Consider the following 22,844-nt stretch of genomic DNA (forward strand, 5'->3'; position numbering starts at 1 on the left):
TAGATGAATAACAAATTAACATGCATTGTTTTAATAGTATTCGCTACCAATCTTTTTGGCTTTTCTATACCATCTAATGAGGTTCAAGTGATTTTATTAGCGGGTCAATCTAATATGGCTGGAGCTGGAAATTATGATGAATTAGATGAATCTGTTAAAGCACGAATTAAAAAAGTATCAAATAGAGTTTGGGTAAGTCAATCTAACACAGAACAAAAACCACTCAGTTATTATAACAACAAACCAAGTGAAAAATACAATTTTACTAAGCGTTTCGGTCCAGAATTATTTATAGGATTAACCTTAGCCGAAAAATATCCGAATCAAGAATTTTTATTGATTAAGGAAGCCAAAGGCGGGACGTCCCTATACGGTGCTTGGAATCCTGAATGGACTTCTGAGAAAGCTAAAGAAATTGAAAAGGGAGAAGTCAAACAAAGCTGGAATCTTTGTGAAATCCATATTGAAAGTATTAAAAAGAATTTAGCACTTCTTACTGAAAAAGGAAAGCGTTACAAAATTATTGGAATGGCTTGGATGCAAGGTGAAAATGATGCGATTTTAGAAGTAGCAGCGAATAGTTACACTTCAAATCTTAAAAAATTAATTACAAAATATCGTGCGGAATTTAATGTAATGGATATGCCTTTTATTGCGGGGCAAATAAATTCGCATTATGGAATTAAAGGTTGTTCTGATTTGGTTAGAAAAGCCATAGTAGAAGTATCTAATTCAGATAAAAACGTAGAAACAATTAGAACCGTAAGAGACAGTCCTTACAATGATTACCCAAAACATTCAGACAACGTTCATTACAATACAGAAGGTCAAACACGTTTAGGAACAGCTTTTGCAAAACGCCTTATTAACTTCCTTTAGAATAATAAAATAACTAGTTATAATCATCAAATTTATGAAAACAAAATATCTCATTTTAATAGCAATCCCCTTTCTCTTTTTACAAACAAATTGTAAAGCTCAAAAAGGAGAAAAACCCCAAGTAACCCAAAAAACAGAAAACGCTCAAGAAAAACCTAATCTGATTATCATACATACAGATGAGCATAATTTCAGAACTCTAAGTTGTTATCAAAATTTATTATCCGAAGATCAGGCTTTCATCTGGGGTAAAGGAAACAATGTTAACACCCCAAACATCGATAAAATAGCTAATGAAGGTGCTATTTGCACCAGTTATTATGCCTCCTCCCCTGTTTGTACACCTTCTAGAGCTTCATTAGTTACGGGTTTATACCCCCAAGCTACTGGTGCTCCTAAAAACGGATTGCATATACGTGAAGATATTCCAACATTTGCTACCATTTTAAGAGATCAAGGATATGCCACATCCTATGTAGGTAAATGGCATTTGGCTGGTCATGAAAAATATACTTTCGGAATTAAATATAAAGCTGGATTTGATGATAATAGATATATGATGCGTGGTGGTCATGCCCCATATTTTCAGTTAAAAGACGGTAAAGTTGTTGATGGACTTGGAGATAAAGCAGCAGCTAAATTACCAAAAGAAGAAGTCATTACCCAAACAGATTATTTTACAGATAAAACTCTTGAAATTTTAGAGCGTGATAAGAATAAACCATTTGCTTTAATGTTGTCTATTCCAGATCCTCATACACCAGATTATGCACGTCCACCTTACAGAACAATGTACGACCATATGGATCTTCAAGCTCCTAAAACCATGGCAGAAGAATATACAGCTATTAAGCCATCTTGGGCAAAAGGAGGTCCAAAAGATAAAAATGAAGGGAAAGGATTTGATAAAGTAGCTTTAAAACAATACTTCGGACAAGTAAAACATATTGATGATAGTGTTGGACGTATCCTGACTTTTTTAGATGATAATAATTTAACCGATAATACAATTATAATCTTCACTTCAGATCATGGCGATATGTTTTTTGAGCATAACAGAAGAAACAAAGGCGTGCCTTATGAAGCCTCATCAAGAATACCATTTGTAATTCGCTATCCTAATAAAATAAAAGAAGGTAAAGTCATTAATACAGCTTACACCAATGTAGATTTTGCGCCAACTATTTTAACTATGATGGGAGTGAAAAATAATGCTAAATTCCATGGATTAGACACATCTGAAGATTTCTTGAATGATGAAAAAGAAATCACGGGAGACAGAATTACCTATTTCGCCAAATCAGGAGGTTGGTGGGTTTCTGCTGTAAACGATAGATACAAATTAGTGATTGACAAAAAGGAGAAGCCATACTTATTCGACCTTGAAAAAGATCCAGATGAATTAATCAATTATTACAATGATCCTGAATACAAAGGAATTGCAACAAAAATGCAAACAGAATTATTTAAGCAACTAGAAAAATATGATGAACCTGGGCTAAAGAACCAGCCATATATTGTAAAATAATGGTGAAGCAAACATTCACATCAACCATTGTAATATTCTTATTAAGTATAATAGTTTTGTAAGCATTAGAAACAAAAAGCCAAGTTTAAAACTAAAATCTTTCCAATAGTTTATGATAAATTGAAAAACACAATATTTATATAGCAAAGAAAAAACAAAATAGCTTTGATGAAAAAAAATATTCTATTCATAATTTTATTATTTAGTACAACACTTGGTTTTAGTCAAGAGAAACCAAACATTGTGTTTTTATTAGTTGATGATTTGGGTTATGGAGATTTCGGTTGTTATGAAGCAGAATTTAACGAAACTCCAAACATAGATAAATTAGCCAGCGAAGGTATGCTATTTAATAATGCGTATGCAGCTGCTACCGTTTGCTCTCCTTCAAGAGGCGCTATTTTAACCGGGCAATATCCTGCAAGAACACATCTTACAGATTGGATTACAGGACATGAATTTCCTCATGCCAAATTATCTGTTCCAGATTGGAACACACGAATTGAGCATAAATTAACCACGTTACCAGAAGCTTTAAAAGAAGAAGGTTACATAACAGCCTTTATTGGAAAATGGCATTTAATGCCTTCTGGACAAACTGATTTTGAAGCGCACTACCCTACCAATCATGGATTTGATATTAATGTTGGAGGACGAGAATGGGGACAACCAAAAGGAAGAGGGAAATATTTTTCACCTTTTGAAATGCCAAATTTAGATGATGGAAAACCTGGCGATTTTTTAACAGATAAGTTAACAGATGCTGCGCTTCAATTTATAGATAGCACAAATAACAAGAAACCTTTTCTATTATATTTCTCTTATTACACAGTTCATGGCCCTATTATGTGTCCGCCTAAATTAGAAGAAAAATACAAGGAAAAAGCTAAGAATTTCACTAATACCAAAAATGAATATATCAATCCCAAAAGAGCAGGAATGGTTGAAGCATTAGATAATAGTGTTGGCAGACTTGTAGAAAAATTAGAAGAATTAGGGATTTCAGACAACACAATTATTGTGCTTACTGGAGATAATGGAGGGAATTTTGATGAAACAACCGGAGGCTTAAAAGGTTATAAAGGTTTTTCACATGAAGGTGGCGTTAGAGAACCTTTAATTGTTAAATGGCCAAGAAAAACCAAAGCAGGTTCCGTAAGTGATGAGGTTGTTATTGGAACAGATTTTTATCCAACATTCTTAGATGTTGCCAATTTACCACTACGTCCAGATGATCATAAAGATGGGATTAGTATGGTTCCGTTACTCGATGGAAGTTCAAATACATTAGATAGAGATACTTTTTATTGGCATTATCCTCATTATCATAGAACAAAACCTTACGGTGCCATTCGAAAAGGGGATTATAAATTGATTGAATTTTTTGAAAATGGAAGATTGGAATTATTTAACCTTTCTATTGATCCAAATGAAACCAACAATATTGCTTCTATTCAACCTGAAAAAACAGCAAAATTACTTCAAAATTTAAAAGCGTGGCGAATTTCTGTTGGCGCACAAATGATGATTGGAAACCCTAATTATGATGCTGAGAAAGCAGCACTTAAAAGAAAAGAAAAACGTATGTAAACGCTATAAATAAACTCACAAAGACAACATATTTACCCTGAAAGATAGTTTTGGCTACATAAAACTTCATTTTTAGGTATTCAATTTTATAAAACTGGAGCCAAAGGAGCATTATTTATGCAAAACCAATTCCAAAATTGAAAACAGAAAAAACAACAATTTAAATGTAATACTATCTAAAACAAACCGAATGAAATATATACTTTTTACCTTAATTCTAACCATTAGTTTGGCTGTTAACTCACAATCTTTAGAGCATCAAGCAAAACAAAAAATTGAAACCCTTGAAAAATTAATCAAGACAGCCGAAAAAAAAGACATTGATGTTTTAAAAGAAAAAACAACAGTTAGAACTGCAGAAGTATTTTTAAAATTTGCCAATTGGGATGAAAAAAATATTGATATAAATAAAGGTTTGTATCAAAAAGTACCCTCTTTTAAAAAGGAAGCCTTGAAAATGGCCGAAGAGTTAGCAGATTTTGAAAGAAAGGATGTTAATTTAATGCTAGATGAATCTATAGAGCATTTAAAATTAATTATTTCAAAAAAAGCATTCAGAACACCTAGTCCTAAAGTTGACTGGGAAAAAGTTACCGTAGAAAACGACCAACTTACATTTAATAATCGTCCTGTTTTTTTAACAGATTATACCTGGAAGCCAAAGGTAAAAGAGTTAACCGAATTTCACGGCAATCTAGATGGATTTTTTCTAACTCCAACTTATGTTACCAAAGAAGATGGAACAATTAATAAACAAAAAGCAGAAGATTTAAACTCAAAACCTGATGGCACTTTAGGGTTTATTTTTATGAACCATAAAAGTGTGCCCAAATGGTCTGAAGAAAAATTTGGTCCAAATTTTAGCATGAGAGAAGACACCTATACAGCCTACGATATTGATAACCCTGGAGCAAGAGAAATTCAAGAAAAATTAATACGTGCTGTTGTGCCTAAAATGGCAGGTAAGAAATATAGCCAATTGGGATATATGTTATGTAACGAGCCACATTTTTACACATATAAAGATGCTAATAGGGAAAAATTACCTTGGGCTTCTGGAGGTGTTTCTGAATTTACAATAGACAAATTCAAAGTTTGGCTTAAAAACAAACATAATACAATTGAAAGCTTGAACAGTTTATGGGAAACCAACTTTGCTAGTTTTAATGATGTACAAATCGAAATCCCAATTGATATGAGTTTAAAAGGAACACCTATTTGGTTTGATTGGACATCATTCAACATGGATCGCGTTACAGAATGGTATACCTTCTTAAAATCTGAAGTGACTAAATATGATCCTGAAGGTAAAGTACATTTGAAGATTATGCCAAATTTATGGACAGAAAACAAGCGCGTTCACGGTATCGATTTAGAGGCATTAACAGACTTAAGTGGGATTATTGGAAACGACTCCGGAGCAGACCATACCTATATTTGGGGAAAACCGCATGAGTGGCAAAAACACTACGCATTTGATTGGAGAGAATTGTGCATGGGATATGACTTCATGAAATCTGTAAGTCCAAATAAAATCAATTTTAATTCAGAGCTACATTATTTATCAACTGTTCGGTCAAGAAATTTATATTTAGATCCAAACTATGCAAGAGCAACGTTTTGGCTAGCGCATTCATTCGGAATGACTGCAAGTCAGATTTGGTATTGGCCAAGAAATGCAGATGGTTCCATTTCTAAAAAAGCTCAAAATGATAAAGGGTATGCAGGCTCTAACAATCAGCAACCAAGAGTTACCAACGAAGTAGCTACAACACTAATCGATTTAAATTCGTATTCAGAAGAAATCATGTCTATGCAAAGACAAAAAAAACCTTTAAGGCTTTTCTATTCAAAAACGTCTGCTATCAACAAAAAGGAACACATGGATGACCTTTTTGAATTGTATGAATCCTTAACTTTTGAAGGTACACCTTTAGGTTTTGTAACTGAAAACATAATTAACACAAAAAACAATCACAACTGGGATGTTGTAATAGTTTATGACACACCTTTTGTAACAAATGGTGAATTAAATGCACTTCAAAGTTATATAGATAAAGGAGGAATTGTAATTGTAGATAATAAAAGTTTACTGACAAATGAATATGACGAATCTGTTTCAAGTTTAAAAGAATCAAAAGGGACTATTATCAAGTTAAATTCTGTTTCTGAAATAAAAGAAAAAGCATTATCAATTTTAAAAGACAAAAACCTACTCTCTGAAGTTGTTGTAACCGAAACTAATTCTATTGGTACTAAGGGGTGCATTTGGAAAGTGGTTAAAAATGAAGCTAAAAACAATGTACTTTCTGTTGTAAACGTTGGGAAATCTGATGCTACCTTAAAAATATCACTAAACGGAAACTCAAATATTACTTGTAAAGACCTAATAGATGGTATTTCTGTTAGCTCCACTCCTACTTTAAAACCTCACGAAGTTTACTTTGTAGAAATTACAAAAAATTAAATCATTATAAATAAGGCCTGAAACTTTTAAACTTCAACCCTTATTTATTTCGTCAAAATTTCAATAATAACTATTGAATACATCCTTTTTACTATTAACTACAAAAAACTACACAATCAAATTAACTTTGGTATGGTTATATAACTCATCCTATACTATGAAAACCTTTGCATCTAAGTTTATTATTTTAACTTTTATTTGTTGTATTTTTTATTCTTGTAATACAACACCTCAAACAAAAAAACCAAATATTCTTTGGATAGTCGCAGAAGATCTATCTCCTTTCATGGGTTGTTATGGTGACTCGATTAACAAAGGTCATACTCCCGTTATTGACAAATTCGCTTCAGATGGCGTTTTATTTACGAGAGCTTATGCAACTGCTCCAGTTTGTTCTGCAAGTCGTTCTGCACTAATTTCTGGAATTATGCAAACAACAACCGGAACCCACAATCATAGATCAAGCAGATTTACCAATGGAGAAATTGTTCCAGAAGAATTACAAATTTCATTTCCTGAAGGTGTAAAAACCATTCCTGAATTAATGAAAGAAGCTGGATATTTCACATTCAATAGTGGAAAAGATGATTATAATTTTCATTACGACAGAAGAGCACTTTACGATGTTGGTACCAAAGATGATTATTTAGCGGGGATGAACGGTTGGCAAGGTAATTTTGCAATTGATTATATGACTGTAGATGATTATGTATGGAATGCCAGAAAAGATAAAAATCAACCGTGGTTTGGTCAAGTACAAATAATGGGCGGAAAAAAAGATTCTAAATATGTTCGTGAAGGAGAAAAATTAAAAGAAAACGAAGTTCCATTACCTCCATATTTTCCAAATATTTCATCACAACGAAAAGCTTGGACAGATCACTACAACGCAAATCGTGGATCTGATGTTACTTTAGAAAAAGTATTAAAACAATTAGAAGCCGATGGTGAGCTAGAAAACACCATCATATTTTTCTTTTCAGATCACGGTAGTAATACCTCATTGCGCCATAAACAATTTTGTTATGAAGGTGGTATGCTAGTGCCTTTAATGATTAAAGGAAATCATCCTGCTTTAAAGTCAGGAACTGTTAGAAACGATTTAGTATCATTATTAGATGTTTCAGCCACAACATTAGCCTTAGGACAGGCTGTTTTACCTGATTATTTAGATGGTCAAGATTTATTCGGAACCAATTATAAAGAACCAAAATATGTAGTTGGCGCCAGAGACCGGTGTGATTATACCATTGATAGAATTAGAACCGTTGTTTCTGAAGATTACAGATACATTCGAAACTTTTTCCCAGACAGACCAATGCTTCAAGCAGGTTACAGAGATAACAAACCTATAGTAAAAGATTTCAAAACACTTCATGAAGAAGGCAAACTTACGCCCTATCAAGAAAAACATTGGTTTGGAGTGCGTCCTAACGAAGAGTTATATGATTTAAAAGCAGATCCGCATCAAATGAACAATTTGGCATCAAATCCCGAATTTGATTTGATTCTTAAGGAACATAGAGATTATTTGGAAAAATGGATAAAAGAAACAGACGATAAAGGTCAATATCCTGAAGATGCCGAACAACTTAAAGCTACTTACAACATGTGGAAGGATCGCCCAATATTTAGAGATGCTAAAAAAAATCCAGAATACGATCAGTTTATAACTAAAGAATAGTGAACCTATATTGGAACACGCTTTGAAAAGGAACAATTTAAACTTAAACAACACATGATTAAATATTTGAGCTTCATACTTATTGCTTTAGTGTCTTTCACTACGAAAGGTCAAAACTTCGCTACAGATGGAAATGGCATTAGAAACAGTATTACTGCTCATGTTAAAGGAAAAACGGTTCTCTATCTATCAGAATTAGATGGAAGCGTTTCAGCTTATACAATGGACAGTAAAAAAATATGGAGAAATGAAACTACTTCACCAGCTGTTATGTTCGAAATTGTTGCTTCAGATGTAAATGGAGATAAAAACGATGATTTACTAGCATCCAGTGGCGACGGAAATATTTATTGTTGGGATAGTTCAGGCAAATTATTATGGAAATTTAATCCAGGTCATAAAGTTCGTTTTTCTGAAATTGCTGTTGTAAACAATGGTAAAATTCAAATTTTTGCTGGTGGAAATGATTATAAATTATACGAGTTAAATGCTGAAGGACAATTAGTTTCAGAAACTGCAATTAGAGGAGTTGTTAGAAAAATTGAAGCTGGAAATTTTATTGATGCAAATAAAGAATCACTCTTTTTAATGACGTATAGCCATGATAAATTCCGATGGGAGTTTATGGGCTTTTTAGATGCGGATAACAAACAAGCAATTAAAGATGTCTCTATTAATGATAAAAGACTAAAAGAGTTAAGGAAAGCAATGGTTACTGATATTACCATCTCTGATATCAACAACGATAAAAAAGACGATATTTTATTTTTTGCTGATATTTCGTTTACGCCATTTATGACTGCTTTAAATTCCGATTTTAATGTACTGGCACAATTTAAAGCGACAAAAAAGGAAGCGCAACGCTATGGCCATTCACAAGGCTCCTACTTACCAAATAGAAATGAAATTATGTTGCAGCATGGTGGAATTTTATTTGTGTTGGACGCAAAAGGAAAATTGATTGATAAATCAGGCGCTAGATATGGCAGTTTAGTTCATAATGATTTTGTTTTCGAACCAAAATCCAATCAATTAATTGCAGCCGGAGAAGTTGATGGTGGAAACGCATTATATTTTTATGACGTAGGCAAAAATAATTGGTGGAAAACGACTCATAAAAAACAAGGTAGAATGTTAGAAGTAGAACAAAACTTGAATACACTGTATGAGGAAACACTAAAATTCACACTACCAAGTTATCAACAGAAATCTGATAAAGATTGGGTCATGATTACCTCTAAAGAAATTGATTATAAAGTTAAAAAACTTAATGGACAAGATATTAAATTCGTCATTCAAAAATCTCCAAAAGAAAGTACAGATCGCACCCATTTAGTTAAAATGATTGGTGAGTCAGCCTTAAAGAAGGATAAACGCGGGAAATATGAAGACTCCCGAGAAGACATTGTACAAATGGCTAGAGATTACGAGACGCAAGGTCAACCGTTTACCTTTTGGGCAGGGCATGGTAACGACCCTTTTTATATTCAGATTGAAACATTAGAACAAATATTAGAAGTCGCACCAAATACGTGCTACGGCTTTGTATATGCAGAAATGGATAATGTTGACGACCCTCGAGTTATACACTTTGTAAAGGAATATTTACCGCGTTTAGCCAAAGCAATCAGAAAAAATAATAAGGCAAAATTATATTTCAGATATAAAAATATGTTTTGGGCTGCAACTTCGCATTTGCCTTTATGGAAAGATATGTTTTTCTCTGGGAAATATAGTGATATTTTGGTTCCAGCATCGGAAGATACAAGCAATAGAATTCAGGATTTAAATCTAGCAGGACGAGTAGGAATGCAATCTGGTGGTTATGTAGATGATTTTGCTATGCGCTTAATTGATGATAACCCAACAAGTTGGAGACCTTTATCTCCCGGAGGACAAAACTCCATTTCTCCATTTTTAAGACAAGGTGTGATTATGGCAGCTTATGGTGCGCGTTATGGAATTGTTGGAAATAACAATTTTACTGAAGAACCAGGGCTAAATGTACTCTTTGCATTAATGAAATCAGGTCTTCTTCCTATAGTTGATAAAGAAGATATACTTTCAATTGGTTCATGGCATTTAATTGAAGATGTTGACGAACATTTAATTCATTCAGTAGATAACCATCATGATTTAAAACAATATAAAAAGGATGATGACAATGCTGTGTTTTCTGTAGGACAAATGCATTGGGCAGGAACTGATGTTCCTGAATACGACTATTCGAATGCCGCATTAGGTGTAAAATATCGTTGGTTAAACTATATGCCAGAAATGCCACATGGAATGGTTCCTGTTGCTCCAATTGAATCAAAATCCATGGTTGAAAAACAAGGTAAACCATATTTTGTTTCTAACGGAAAAGTAGGTATTAAAAACGAAGAAAAAATACCTGCCAATCGATTTGGAGAAACCATTAAAAAAACGGTTAAAGAAGGCGAAAAAAGTTTACCAATCCTTGTAAAAGGTGCTTCTTGGAGCGCAATCAGATTAGATAAAACTCATACTAGAATAATTTTAATTGAACCGAATTATATTAATCCAAGAGATTGTGAAGCAACCATCATTTTTCAGAACAAACAACCAAAATGGATTAGAGATATTTTAAGCAATACCGAACTTAAAATTTCTGAAGAATCAATTAAACTAGTAGTTCCCGCAGGTTCAGTACGTTTTATTGATGTTGCTTATTAATTCTATTAAAACTAATGAATTAAAGCAAAAAAAATCTACCAACACTTTGATAAACAGAAAATAAAAGATAAATATAAATTAAAACATGGTAAGTTCCCTCTAATTATTTAGAGGGACACTTTTTATCTTTATAAAGGTTAAAAATGACTTGAGCGTGAAAATTTCTAAAATCAGTTTGCTATTATTTTTAATAATCCCTTTTAAGCTTATTCGAAATAAAAACATCCAAACATAAAAAATATAAACAAATGATTTTAAAACAAATAACTTCAATTTTACTTGTTTTTATTAGTGTTCCATTTTGCTTTGCTCAAAATGATTGGGAAAATGAATTGATGTTCGAAAAAAACAAAATGGATGCACGTGTCCCAAGTTATTCATTTAGTAATCATTCTGATGCACTAAATGGCAACAGGAAAAAGGCAAGAATGAAATCTCTTAATGGTATTTGGAAATTTAATTATGTCGAAAAATCTAGTGAAAGACCATCAGATTTTATTGCAAAAAACTTTGAAGGCAATAGCGATTGGCACACTATAGAGGTACCATCAAACTGGGAATTACAAGGTTATGGACAACCTATATATTCTAATATAATTTATCCTTTTACTCCAGATATTTTAACGGGTGGAACGAGGAATTTTAATTACATGGGACCTCACCCACCTCAATATCCATATATCGAAAAATATCGAGACAACCCTGTAGGTAGTTATTACAGAGACTTTGAAGTACCTACGCATTGGAAAAACCAATCTATCATCTTGCATTTTGGAGGTGTGTCTTCTGCTTTTTATGTATGGGTTAATGGAGAAAAAGTGGGATATAGTCAAGGTAGTCGTTTAGCTGCCGAATTTGATATTACGGATTATGTTACCTCAGGAAAAAACAGAGTTGCTGTACAAGTGTTTCGCTGGAGTGATGGTAGTTATTTAGAAGATCAAGACATGTGGCGCTTAAGCGGCATACATAGAGAAGTTATGCTGTTGGCACAACCAAAAATCGCTATAAACGATTTTTTTGTAAGGACAAAATTTGATAAAAATTTAAATGATGCTAAGCTTGAAATTAGACCTAAACTATGGGTAAAAGAAAATCAAGACAATCTCAAAGGCTGGGAAATAGAAGGGCAATTATACGACGCAGACAACAACAAAGTCTTATCCGAAAGCATGTCGGCTTCTATAGAAGCTATTTTTTATGAACGATGGCCACAACGTGATATTACTAAATTTGCTTTTTTAGAAGCGAATATTAAAAATCCGCAAAAATGGTCTGTTGAAAACCCATACTTATACACGTTAGTTTTTGATGTTAAAGATGCAATAGGCAACATTGTAGAGTCTCGCAGTCAAAAAGTTGGTTTTAGACAAGTTGGTTTTTCAGCTGAAAATGAGTTGTTAATCAATGGAAAATCAGTAAAAATTAAAGGTGTAAATCGTCACGATCATCATCCAATTAGAGGAAAAGCGTTGACAAGAAAAGATTTAGAAGAAGACGTAAAGTTGTTGAAGAAATTCAATTTTAATGCAGTAAGAACTTCTCATTATCCCAATGATCCCTATTTCTATGATTTATGTGATAAATACGGAATTTATGTGATGGATGAAGCAAATATAGAAACGCATCATTTAGGAAGTTATGCACCACAGCAACCAAGTTTAGCATTCCCTATTTTAAGTAGAGTGATGCGAATGATTGATAGAGATAAAAATCATCCATCCATCATTTCTTGGTCTTTGGGTAATGAAGCAGGAACAGGACCCGCTTTTGCTGCAGCCGCAAGTTGGGCTAAAAATTATGATGCTTCACGTTTTATTCATTATGAAGGCGCTCAAGGAAATCCAAATCATCCTGAATACAAAGAAGGAGAGGAAGGACAAAAAGCATTTAGAGGAAAAGCACATGCAAATCCTGATGACCCAAAATATGTAGATGTTTTAAGCAGAATGTATCCAGAGATCTATCAATTGGAAGCGATGTCAGTAAGTAAATATATAGACAGACCCATTATTATGTGTGAATATGCTCATGCAATGGGAAATTCTATTGGTGGTTTGGGTGAATATTGGGATCTAATCAACTCTAAAAAGAATTTAATAGGTGGTTTTATTTGGGATATGATAGATCAAGGTTTGGAGAAAAAAGATAAAAACGGTAATGATTTTTATGCGTATGGAGGCGATTTTGAGGATTACCCAAATGATAAGAATTTTTGTATTAATGGTGTTTTTTCTTCTGATAGAAAACCAAATCCACACGCTTGGGAAGTAAAATATATTCATCAACCATTTAATTTTAAAGCTAATGTGATAAACGGAACAGTTTTAGCGATTAATCATTTAAATGAAACCAATTTAAATAACTATGATGTAAAATGGGTTTTATCCGAAAATGGAAAAGAATTACAATCTGGCGTTTTAGAAAATGTTGATGTAAAACCAAAATCATCATCAGAAATAAATATTCCATATAAAAAGGTTCGTTTTAAAGATGAAAACGAATATTGGTTAAAAATATCTGTTCACGAAAAACAAGAAATATTTTGGGCAGAAAAAGGTTTTGAAATTGCAAAAGACCAGATTTTATTAAAAGAGAAAACTGAATTAAATAATTTTAAAAAGAATAGCAACTCAGAGGCTTTAATTATTGAAGTTGATAATAAAATTACCATTACAAGAAATGGTGTTACCATAAAAATATCTAAAGAAAACGGAAACTTAACGTCATTATCTACAAATGGAAAAGAGCACATTTTATCACCATTAAAGCCTAATTTTTTTAGACCACCAATCGATAATGATTTAAGAGGAGCAAGCAGTCGTGATTTTAGAAAATCAAGAGATTATTGGGAGTTACTAAATGAGAAATTAGAAATAAAATCTGTAAAGGTAATTTCAAAAAAGAAAAATGAAGCGATTATTTTAGTTGAAAAATTTCACAAAGACGAAGTGAAATTAAATATTCTATACACATTTTTAAGCAATGGAAGTATTGTTGTTAAAATGGAAATGGATGCCAAAGAAAATTTACCAAGTTTGGTGAAATTCGGAATGACATTAGGAGTTTCAAAAGAATATCAAAACACAATATTTTATGGGAAAGGTCCTTGGGAAAATTATATTGATAGAAAAAGAGGAACAGAAGTAGATGAATTTACCTTTAAAACTGATGACTTATTTACCAATTATGTGTTTCCACAGGAAAACGGAAATCGCTCAGACGTAAGATGGTTACAACTATCGGAAAGCGAAAAAAGGAGTTTCAAAATTGAAGGTTTTCCAACTTTTGGTTTTTCAATCTGGCCATATTCAGCGGAAAATATTCAAACTGCAAAACATCCTTTCGATTTAGAAAAACAAGGTTTTTATACCTTGAATTTACATTTAATTCAAATGAGTGTAAATGGAACTTTATCTGAAACCTTACCCAAGTACATAATTCCTTCTGGGGAATACAGCTTCGAATTTATATTGCACTCACAAAACTAAAATTATGAAAAAATTTGAAATTATATTGGTTACAATACTTTGTTTTGGAAATTTATTTTCCCAAGAAAAAGGGGTTGTTAATAATGTAGATAGCAAATTTGTAAAATTTAAAAGTATTGATATTGGCGATTGCGTCTGGACAGATGGATTTTGGGCAGATAAGTTTGAGATTGCAGAAAAATCGATGGTGCCATCTATGGGTAAATTGTTGGCAAGTGATACAGGTCACGCACTAAACAATTTCAAAATTGCAGCAGGCCTTAAAGAAGGGAAGCACCAAGGCATGTTCTGGCACGATGGAGATTTCTATAAATGGATGGAAGCTGCATTATATATTTATGCAATAAATAAAGATTCTAAAATTGTAAAAGAAATCGATGAATATATAGAAATTATAGGCAAAGCTCAATTAGAAAATGGGTATTTGCAAACACAAGTTTCTATTCCGGGTAAAAAGCCTTTTTCAGAAAGAAAGCATCATGAAATGTATAATGCTGGTCATTTATACATAAGCGCCATTATTCATCATAGAATTACAGGTAAACGTAACTTTTTAGACATCGCTATTAAACACGCAAACAATTTATATAGTGTTTTTCAACCCCAACCAAAAGAATTAGCGCGCTTTGGCTTTAATCAAGTTCAAATTATGGGCTTGGTAGAATTGTATAGAACTACAAAAGATAAAAAATATTTAGAGCTCGCAGAAATTTTTGTGAATATGCGTGGTAAGTCTAAAGTAACCCTAGATGATTCTGTAAGATTTAGAAATATTGGTGATATGACGCAAGAAAGAACAGCTTTAAGAGATGAAGATGAAGCGGTTGGTCACGCCGTTTTAGCGCTTTATTATTATGCTGGTGCTTCTGATATTTATGCAGAAACTGGTGAACAAGCTTTGATTGATGCATTAGATAGAATTTGGGGAAATATAGTTGATAAGAAAATGTTTATCACAGGAGCTTGTGGGCAAAAACACGATGGGGGTTCTTCTCAAAGAGATTTTGTACACGAAGCGTTTACGGTAGATTATGAAATGCATAACGCACATTCTTATAATGAAACCTGTGCAAACCTTTGTAATGCCATGTTTAATTATAGAATGTTAAGTGTTAAAGGTGAAGCAAAATATGCAGATGTTATAGAAACAGTAATGTACAATAGTGCATTATCTGGAATTGATATTGGAGGGACAAATTTTTTCTATACAAATCCTTTAAGAAGAGGTTTTGACCATAAAATGGGAGCAACAGATTATGCTACAAGAGTCGCGTATATTCCTTGTTTTTGTTGTCCACCAAACTTGGTACGTACCATTGCAAAACTTTCAGCTTGGGCATATAGTTTAACAAAAAATGGAATTGCAGTTAATTTATATGGAGGAAATAAATTGGAAACAAATTTGTTGGATAAATCCAAAATTAAAGTAGTTCAAAAAACAGTTTATCCATGGGATGGGACAGTTTCTATTGAAGTATTAGAAAGTAAAAAAGAAGCTTTTGATATTATGCTACGCATTCCAGAATGGGCAAAAGGAAGTACAGTTTCTGTAAACGGAAAAGAAGAAAAAGCAACAGCAGGAACTTACTTTACAATGAATAGAAAGTGGAAAAAAGGAGATATAGTTTCTTTATATATGCCTATGAAACCAGAATTAGTGGTTGGACATAGAAACATTGAAGAAGTAAGAAATCAAGCAGCTATTAAAAGAGGACCAGTTGTATATTGTATAGAAACTCCAGATTTACCTAAAAACACCAATATTTTAGATGTATATATCCCTTCGGGTATTAAGTTGACTCCACAAAAAGAAGTGAATTTTTTAGGAGGTTTATCAACATTAAAGGGAACAATAATGTTAACTGAAGATAGAGGTGATAAAATGTATAAAACATTGGAAAAACCAACTTGGAAAACTTTTGATGCTACCTTTATACCATACTACGCTTGGAGTAATAGAGGTGTTAGTGAAATGACTGTATTTATGCCAATCATTTGGGAATAAACAATCCATTTACTATCAGAAACAACTATAAAACCAACAAGAGGCCGTCTAAAAAGGTTCATTACACGTCATTGCGAGGTAAGCCTGTACTGAGCGTGGACAAAGTAAAGCAATCTTTATATTATTAAAAATCAACAAACAGGTCACTTCACTTTAGCTTGTCTTGAGCGACAGTCAAAAGGTTCGTTATGATATCTTGTTTTAACTTTTTAGACAACCTCTTTTAATTTGTAAGACTTTTAAATTTTTTTATATGAAAACCAAATACTACGCATTAATATTATTCATTCTGGGTTTTATAATGCCAATAATATCACAAACACCACCAGACAACTCATTTTATGACCCAATCGTTGGCACTGGAACACAGACTATTAGTCCATCTGCGGGAACTGGAGACGATTCTCAATTGTTTATTAATGCTATCAATGCATTAACTGTTTCAGGAGGAACCATTACTGTGCAAGCAGGAATATATAGAATTCTTGAAGTTCCTTTAAAATCTAACGTGCATATCGAAATTGATGCTGGCGCAACCATTCTACCTTACAATCCAATGGCAGGAGTAAATAACGCCATCTTTAATGCCGACAATAATGCTGGAATTACCAATTTCAGTATTATTGGTACAGGTGGTAAATTCAATTTTGATTTAACAGGTTTGGCCTCAACACTTCGAATTAGAGTCATAAATTTCAAATATTGCAGCAATTTTAAAATCGCCAATTTTCATATTACTGATAGTTATACCGAGTTTTCTTCTTTAGCTTTTGGAACTAATTATACAACTTCAAACGGTGTAATTAATTCGGTTCGAGGTGTGCCACAAAATGGTATTATTGAAAATGCTTCCATGGTTAATGGACATTATGGATATGGATTGGTGCAAACACAAGCTGGAAAAAACATACTATTCAGAGATTTATCCTGTGTTGGAGGTGTTGCCTTGAGACTAGAAACAGGTTTTAACTTAATTCAATATATACCTGAAGCTCTCTTTGAAGAGCTTAAACTTGATAATATTTATGGACGAAACCTTGAGTGTACCAATGGTCAAAGTACATTACAACTTTCCCCACATACTTTAGACCAAGGATTTTTTGATATGAGAAATATTACAGCAACGAGCTGCGAAGGTGGTGTTGTCTGGTCCGCTGGCTTTACAACAGACGACCAAGAAGCCGATGGATTAACACCTGGCTCCTTTGATAGCTCTTCAATAATTAGAAACGTAACCGCAACCTTTGGTCAAGATGCACAATTACATCTATCTAAAAGATTAAGATATATACCATGTCAATTACGTGTAGAACGCTCTAATGGTATTGGAATTTCTACAACTTTAAATATAGATGGCGAAAGTAGAAATGGACCAGCTATTGGTGCTGTTTTATCAGAACAAGACAAACCTGGACATTACGATATAGATTTTCCCGTTTCAGAAGTAACTCCAATTGGGTATAATATTGAAGCGCATTTTTTACCACCAAATGCATTTTTTATAAATAGTTTCGATGATTATGAAGTTTGTAACGAAACCATTGATGATGTGAATTTTTGGGTTCCTGCTGATTTTAGAAACACTCCAAATCCGAGAAACCCTTTAGAAAACGGAGTCTTATCAATTGAAAACATAAATTTCAATAAAGTTCTAATGTATCCAAATCCGACAACTGGAGAACTCACAATTAAAACAAATAATAGAATTGAAACTATTTTAGTTTTTAATGTCCTTGGAGAGGAAGTATTCAAAACAAAATTGAACGGCTCAAACACCATACATCAAATCAATTTACATCATTTAAAAAGGGGTGTCTATTTTGTCAATATCGAACATCAATCCGTTAAAAAATTAATACTTAATTAAACCAATAATGTTGAAAACAGTTATACTTTCCCTTTCTTTATCACTGAGTACACTATTTAGTTTCTCCCAAGACAAACCAAATGTAGTTTTAATAATGGTAGACGACATGAATGATTGGGTTGGTGCTTTTGGTGGAAATCAACAAGCCATCACACCACATATAGATGCATTAGCAGAAAAAAGTATCATTTTTAAAAATGCGTATTGTTCTGCTCCTTTATGTAATCCTTCAAGAACAAGTATTCTTACCGGTTATAACCCTTCAACAACAGGAGTGTATGGTAATAGTAAAATATTTAGAAACATAAAAGGGTTTGAAAACACCATAACGCTTCCTCAATATTTTAACCAATATGGCTATTCAACTGTGGCAGCTGGAAAAATATTTCACAGCCCAAGAGGAACTGGACAGAAACCAAAGCCTGGTAGTGATCCTGGTTCCTTTGAAATAGAACAAAAAGGTGGTTTAGGTTCTACATATCCTAAGGAAGATAATCGCTTTCAACACGGCATAGATTATAGTATTTATAAAGAAGGAAGCCATTTTAAAAGGTCTTTTGATTGGGCAGGAGTTGATGTAAAAGGTGAAACAACAAACGATTGGAAATCTGCCGATTATTGCGCACAGTTTTTAGAGAAAGAACATAATAAACCTTTCTTTCTGGCTTGTGGCATTTTTAGACCACACTTGCCCTGGTATGCACCACAAAAATATTTTGATTTATATAATGTAGATAATATTGAACTTCCAAAAACAATAAAAACCGATTTAGATGATGTTGGTCCAATTGGAGCAAGAAGTGTTCAAAAAAAATTGCATAGACAATTGGTAGAAAAGAAAAAATGGAAAGAAGCTGTTTTAGCTTATTTAGCAAATTTATCTTATGCTGATGCTTGTGTTGGTCATGTAGTAGATGCACTTAACAAAAGTAAGTACAACAAGAACACAATTATTGTCTTAATGGGAGACCATGGTTGGCATTTGGGCGAAAAAGAACATTGGACAAAACAAACGTTATGGGAAGAAGCTGCTAAAACGCCACTTTTAATTTTTGATCCAAGGAACAAAACAAAAGGTGTTTCTACAAAAATAGTTTCTTTAATTGATGTATATCCTACCTTAATTGATTTAGCTGGTTTACCTTTAAAAGAAGATTTAGATGGGCAAAGTATTGCTAAATTAGTTAGCAATCCAAATACAGAATGGAATGAATTAGCTTTTACATCTAGAGGAAACGGAAATCATACTTTAAGAAATGAAAACTTTAGATACATTGTTTATTCAGATGATTTTGAAGAATTATATGACCATAGAATTGATCCAATGGAATGGCATAACCTCGCCAATGATGTATCTCAAAAAGAAGTCTTAAAAATGTTCAGAAAAGAACTTAAGAAAATTGTAAAGTAGTTTCTAACTGCCATATTGGTTAAAATTTACCATAGAAGACATTTCGTAAACTTGTGAGAACAAAAAATCAATTTGATCCTATGATATTTACCTTGTAAATAAATCATAATGAAAAAAGCAAGTCCTAAAAGTCTGTTTAAATTAACTAATACAACTATGATAATCTTTCTTGTTTTCATAGCTGCTGCTTGTTCATCAACCAAAGCTGAAATAACACAGAAAGAAGATTTAGATCCTGAAGAAAAATTATTGATAATTAATGAAACTGATTTTTATACACCGCCAAGCAATTATAGTGAAACAAAAAAATTAGTCACCGATTATGGTGCAGATACTATTTTTAATACCGGTGATAGTACAATACTTCAAACTGCTATTGATGAAGTTTCAGACTTAGGATGTGGAACATTAATCATTCCGGCAGGCAACTATTCATTTGTAGATATCAATTTAAAATCAAATGTTCAGATTGTAGTGGATGCTGCAGCAGGTTTTCAAGCGAGCCAAGAATTGGTAAACGAAACAAATGCCATTGAAGATGAAAATTGTAATTAGAAAATACGAATAGATAAAATAACTATATAATGAGATTAAAAGGATTAGGATTAGTAGCAATTTGTATTATATTTTCATTTACATCTTGTAAAGGACAATCAAATAAAGCAACGAAAAAACAAGTAAAGTCAAAAAAACCAAACATCGTTTTATTATTTGTAGACGATTGGGGTTGGGCAGATGTTGGTTATAGAAATGATACATTTAATACACCAAACATAAATCAATTAAAAAAAGAGGGGTTAGATTTTAACAGAGCCTATATTCCAACACCTACATGCAGTCCGAGTAGGCTGTCCTTATTAACAGGTATCGAAGCAATCCGTTTGGGAATGCCAAGACATATCTCAATAGATGAAAACAATCCTGACGCCGAATATAACCTTTGGCCAACAGACCCTGTACAAAGGCCATCACGAAATTATTTACCTCTAGAAGAAGTGACGTATGCCGAAAGACTTAAAGAATTTGGCTATTACAATTACTTTATTGGTAAATGGCATCTTGGTCATCAAGGTCGTTATCCAATAAATCAAGGCTTTGATGAAGAATTTGGCACAACAGATCATGGTCATCCAAAAAGTTATTATTTCCCTTTCTTTAAAGATGGTGACCCAAATGGATTTATGAAGAATTACAAAGAAGGCGATTATTTAACAGATGTACTTACCGATGGGGCTGTAGATTTTATAAAAGGTTATGATAAAGACAAACCATTTATGCTATCATTTTGGTACTATTCAGTGCATGGTCCTTCTGTAGGAAGAAAAGATTTATTGAAAAAATATCAAGATGCAGGGTTAGAAGGTAAATATGCACACCATGCAGCAATGGTTGAAGCCATGGATGAGTCTGTTGGAAGAGTAAGAAAAGCATTAGAAGAAAAAGGGATTGCCGATAACACGGTTGTAATTGTATTATCAGACCAAGGTGGCGCATACACAAATGCACCATTAAGTGGTGGTAAAAAAGGTGGAAACACTTTAGGTGAAGGTGGTGCAAGAGTACCTTTTATGATTTATTACCCTGAAGTGACATCCCCAAATACTGTAACGAATGTTCCAGTACAATCAATTGATCTTTATCCAACTTTATTGGAAATTGCTTCAGGTACAACCTGCGAAGACAAACAAATTAATGGAGTGAGTTTAATGCCTTTATTAAAAGGAAAAGAGATTCCAAAACGTAATTTATACTTCTTCAGAAGTTATGAAGACCAATATGCTGCAGTTATTTCAGGTGATTGGAAATTAGTAAAATACCATAGTGGGAAGTTTCAATTGTTCAATGTAACTAAAGATATTAGTGAGCAAAACGATTTAATAGGGACGAATTTAGAAATAGAAACCCAATTGAAAAATGAAATAGCAGCTTGGGAAAAAGAAGCAGTACCTGAATATTAAAAAGAATAATATGAAAATTAAACAAATAGTATTTTTATTAGTAATTATTCCTTTTTTAGGCTTTGGTCAAATTGATATAGAGTCTAATTTTTATACAGAACCTATAAGTTTTAAAGTGACTAAAAACTTAAAAAAAGATTTTAACGTTGATGCTCTTTTTGAAACAGATGATAGTGAAGAACTACAAAAAGCAATTGATTGTATTTCAAAAAAAGGAGGAGGGAAATTAATAATACCGAAAGGAAATTATTCATTTACTGATATTGTTTTGAAATCAAACGTTCATATAGAAATAGATTCAGATGCAGTCATAAGGCCTTTTAAAAGGTCTAATAGTAAAAACTATTTTATTTTTTTATTATCAAGTGATACCAAAGAACCTATTGAAAATGTTAGTGTTGTAGGTTTAGATGGTCAATTTATTATAGATTTATCGCATACAGAACATAAAAGAGTGCGTTGTTTTTCAATAAGAAATATTCATAATTTTAAATTATCAAACTTTAAAATAATTGATAATTATACTCTTTTTGCTTCTTTAGAATTTCTTCCTTTAGAGATAAAAAAGGAAGACAAATTATTCAGTTCTAAAAACGGATTGATAAAAAATATTGACGGTTTAGGAATCGCAGATTATGGTTATGGTTTAGTACAAGTTAGAACAGGTAAAAATATTTTGTTTCAAAACCTATCTGGAATTGGTGGTACAACGTTACGTTTAGAAGGTCATTTAAAAGAGTTGAGAGCAATTGGAGGTAAAGATAATATGGAGAACATAATTGGTAGAAATATCAGGTGTAAAAAGGGAAACGCTGCACTAATGCTATCTCCACATTATATTTATAATGGTTTGGTCGATATTAGAGATATTACGGCCATTGGTTGCGGATTTGCAGTTAGAATAGATAGTGGATTTGCTAATAAAGATGAGAAAAAAATAGGCTTAAAACCTGGCTACTTTAGTCCAGAGTCTGTTGTTAGCAATGTAAAAGCAACTTTTGCTTCTAGTGAAGCACAAATAAAACCGAAGCATTATAAGTTTATGCCTTGCAATTTAAGAAGTGAGATTCACAAAACTCCAATAACACCTTTTCCTCATGGAGATAGTTACAATGGGCCTTCAATTGCAGCGGTTGTTTATAATCCAAATTATAAAATTAATTTTTCAAAAAAAGAAGTTGTACTTGCCGAAGGATTTCAAGATAATCAGGTAGTTGTTACAAGTAAAGGCACTATTAAAGATTCAGATTGTCCGTAAATAATTTAT

13 protein-coding genes are annotated in these 22,844 nt (G+C 32.6%); all 13 read left to right on the forward strand.

The genetic code is table 11. The features are described from left to right. Positions 1 to 3: 3 nt before the first annotated feature. The 13 genes from Q4566_RS12190 to Q4566_RS12250 all read left to right on the forward strand — a co-directional run bounded on the left by Q4566_RS12190 (position 4) and on the right by Q4566_RS12250 (position 22,835). On the forward strand, positions 4 to 879 hold the full coding sequence (locus tag Q4566_RS12190; protein ID WP_303421524.1) for a sialate O-acetylesterase: 876 nt from the start codon (positions 4 to 6) through the stop codon (positions 877 to 879). A gap of 34 nt (positions 880 to 913) precedes the next feature. After that, on the forward strand, positions 914 to 2,407 hold the full coding sequence (locus Q4566_RS12195; RefSeq protein ID WP_303421526.1) for a sulfatase: 1,494 nt from the start codon (positions 914 to 916) through the stop codon (positions 2,405 to 2,407). Positions 2,408 to 2,575: 168 nt separating this feature from the next. Continuing rightward, complete coding sequence (locus Q4566_RS12200) at positions 2,576 to 3,997, forward strand: sulfatase (RefSeq protein WP_303421528.1); 1,422 nt, start codon at positions 2,576 to 2,578, stop codon at positions 3,995 to 3,997. A gap of 190 nt (positions 3,998 to 4,187) precedes the next feature. Beyond that, entirely contained in the window at positions 4,188 to 6,464 is a 2,277-nt protein-coding gene (locus Q4566_RS12205; protein WP_303421530.1) for an alpha-amylase family protein, read from the forward strand. Positions 6,465 to 6,621: 157 nt separating this feature from the next. Beyond that, positions 6,622 to 8,148 (forward strand): sulfatase, encoded by a 1,527-nt coding sequence (locus Q4566_RS12210; RefSeq protein WP_303421532.1) that lies wholly within the window; start codon positions 6,622 to 6,624, stop codon positions 8,146 to 8,148. 54 nt (positions 8,149 to 8,202) lie between these two features. After that, complete coding sequence (locus Q4566_RS12215; RefSeq protein ID WP_303421535.1) at positions 8,203 to 10,845, forward strand: hypothetical protein; 2,643 nt, start codon at positions 8,203 to 8,205, stop codon at positions 10,843 to 10,845. 248 nt (positions 10,846 to 11,093) lie between these two features. After that, positions 11,094 to 14,336: a glycoside hydrolase family 2 TIM barrel-domain containing protein gene (locus Q4566_RS12220; protein WP_303421537.1), complete on the forward strand. Its 3,243-nt coding sequence runs from the start codon at positions 11,094 to 11,096 to the stop codon at positions 14,334 to 14,336. Between the two features lie 4 nt (positions 14,337 to 14,340). Then, positions 14,341 to 16,341 (forward strand): glycoside hydrolase family 127 protein, encoded by a 2,001-nt coding sequence (locus Q4566_RS12225; protein WP_303421539.1) that lies wholly within the window; start codon positions 14,341 to 14,343, stop codon positions 16,339 to 16,341. 253 nt (positions 16,342 to 16,594) lie between these two features. Further along, complete coding sequence (locus Q4566_RS12230; protein WP_303421541.1) at positions 16,595 to 18,208, forward strand: T9SS type A sorting domain-containing protein; 1,614 nt, start codon at positions 16,595 to 16,597, stop codon at positions 18,206 to 18,208. 7 nt (positions 18,209 to 18,215) lie between these two features. Beyond that, a complete protein-coding gene (locus Q4566_RS12235) occupies positions 18,216 to 19,619 on the forward strand; it encodes a sulfatase (RefSeq protein WP_303421543.1) in 1,404 nt (467 codons plus the stop codon). 108 nt (positions 19,620 to 19,727) lie between these two features. Then, a complete protein-coding gene (locus Q4566_RS12240; protein WP_303421545.1) occupies positions 19,728 to 20,174 on the forward strand; it encodes a hypothetical protein in 447 nt (148 codons plus the stop codon). Between the two features lie 29 nt (positions 20,175 to 20,203). Further along, positions 20,204 to 21,577, forward strand: coding sequence for a sulfatase (locus Q4566_RS12245; protein WP_303421547.1), 1,374 nt, complete (start codon positions 20,204 to 20,206; stop codon positions 21,575 to 21,577). A gap of 10 nt (positions 21,578 to 21,587) precedes the next feature. Further along, on the forward strand, positions 21,588 to 22,835 hold the full coding sequence (locus tag Q4566_RS12250) for a hypothetical protein (RefSeq protein ID WP_303421549.1): 1,248 nt from the start codon (positions 21,588 to 21,590) through the stop codon (positions 22,833 to 22,835). Positions 22,836 to 22,844 lie beyond the last annotated feature (9 nt).

It is taken from the genome of Tamlana sp. 2_MG-2023, from assembly GCF_030548465.1.
Lineage (GTDB): Bacteria > Bacteroidota > Bacteroidia > Flavobacteriales > Flavobacteriaceae > Pseudotamlana.

Coding starts and splice junctions, on each gene's coding strand:
- Q4566_RS12205 (WP_303421530.1), top strand. CDS start 4,188: ATGAAATATATACTTTTTACCTTAATTCTAACCATTAGTTTGGCTGTT.
- Q4566_RS12250 (WP_303421549.1), top strand. CDS start 21,588: ATGAAAATTAAACAAATAGTATTTTTATTAGTAATTATTCCTTTTTTA.
- Q4566_RS12195 (WP_303421526.1), top strand. CDS start 914: ATGAAAACAAAATATCTCATTTTAATAGCAATCCCCTTTCTCTTTTTA.
- Q4566_RS12200 (WP_303421528.1), top strand. CDS start 2,576: ATGAAAAAAAATATTCTATTCATAATTTTATTATTTAGTACAACACTT.
- Q4566_RS12220 (WP_303421537.1), top strand. CDS start 11,094: ATGATTTTAAAACAAATAACTTCAATTTTACTTGTTTTTATTAGTGTT.
- Q4566_RS12190 (WP_303421524.1), top strand. CDS start 4: ATGAATAACAAATTAACATGCATTGTTTTAATAGTATTCGCTACCAAT.
- Q4566_RS12225 (WP_303421539.1), top strand. CDS start 14,341: ATGAAAAAATTTGAAATTATATTGGTTACAATACTTTGTTTTGGAAAT.
- Q4566_RS12215 (WP_303421535.1), top strand. CDS start 8,203: ATGATTAAATATTTGAGCTTCATACTTATTGCTTTAGTGTCTTTCACT.
- Q4566_RS12245 (WP_303421547.1), top strand. CDS start 20,204: ATGAGATTAAAAGGATTAGGATTAGTAGCAATTTGTATTATATTTTCA.
- Q4566_RS12210 (WP_303421532.1), top strand. CDS start 6,622: ATGAAAACCTTTGCATCTAAGTTTATTATTTTAACTTTTATTTGTTGT.
- Q4566_RS12230 (WP_303421541.1), top strand. CDS start 16,595: ATGAAAACCAAATACTACGCATTAATATTATTCATTCTGGGTTTTATA.
- Q4566_RS12240 (WP_303421545.1), top strand. CDS start 19,728: ATGAAAAAAGCAAGTCCTAAAAGTCTGTTTAAATTAACTAATACAACT.
- Q4566_RS12235 (WP_303421543.1), top strand. CDS start 18,216: ATGTTGAAAACAGTTATACTTTCCCTTTCTTTATCACTGAGTACACTA.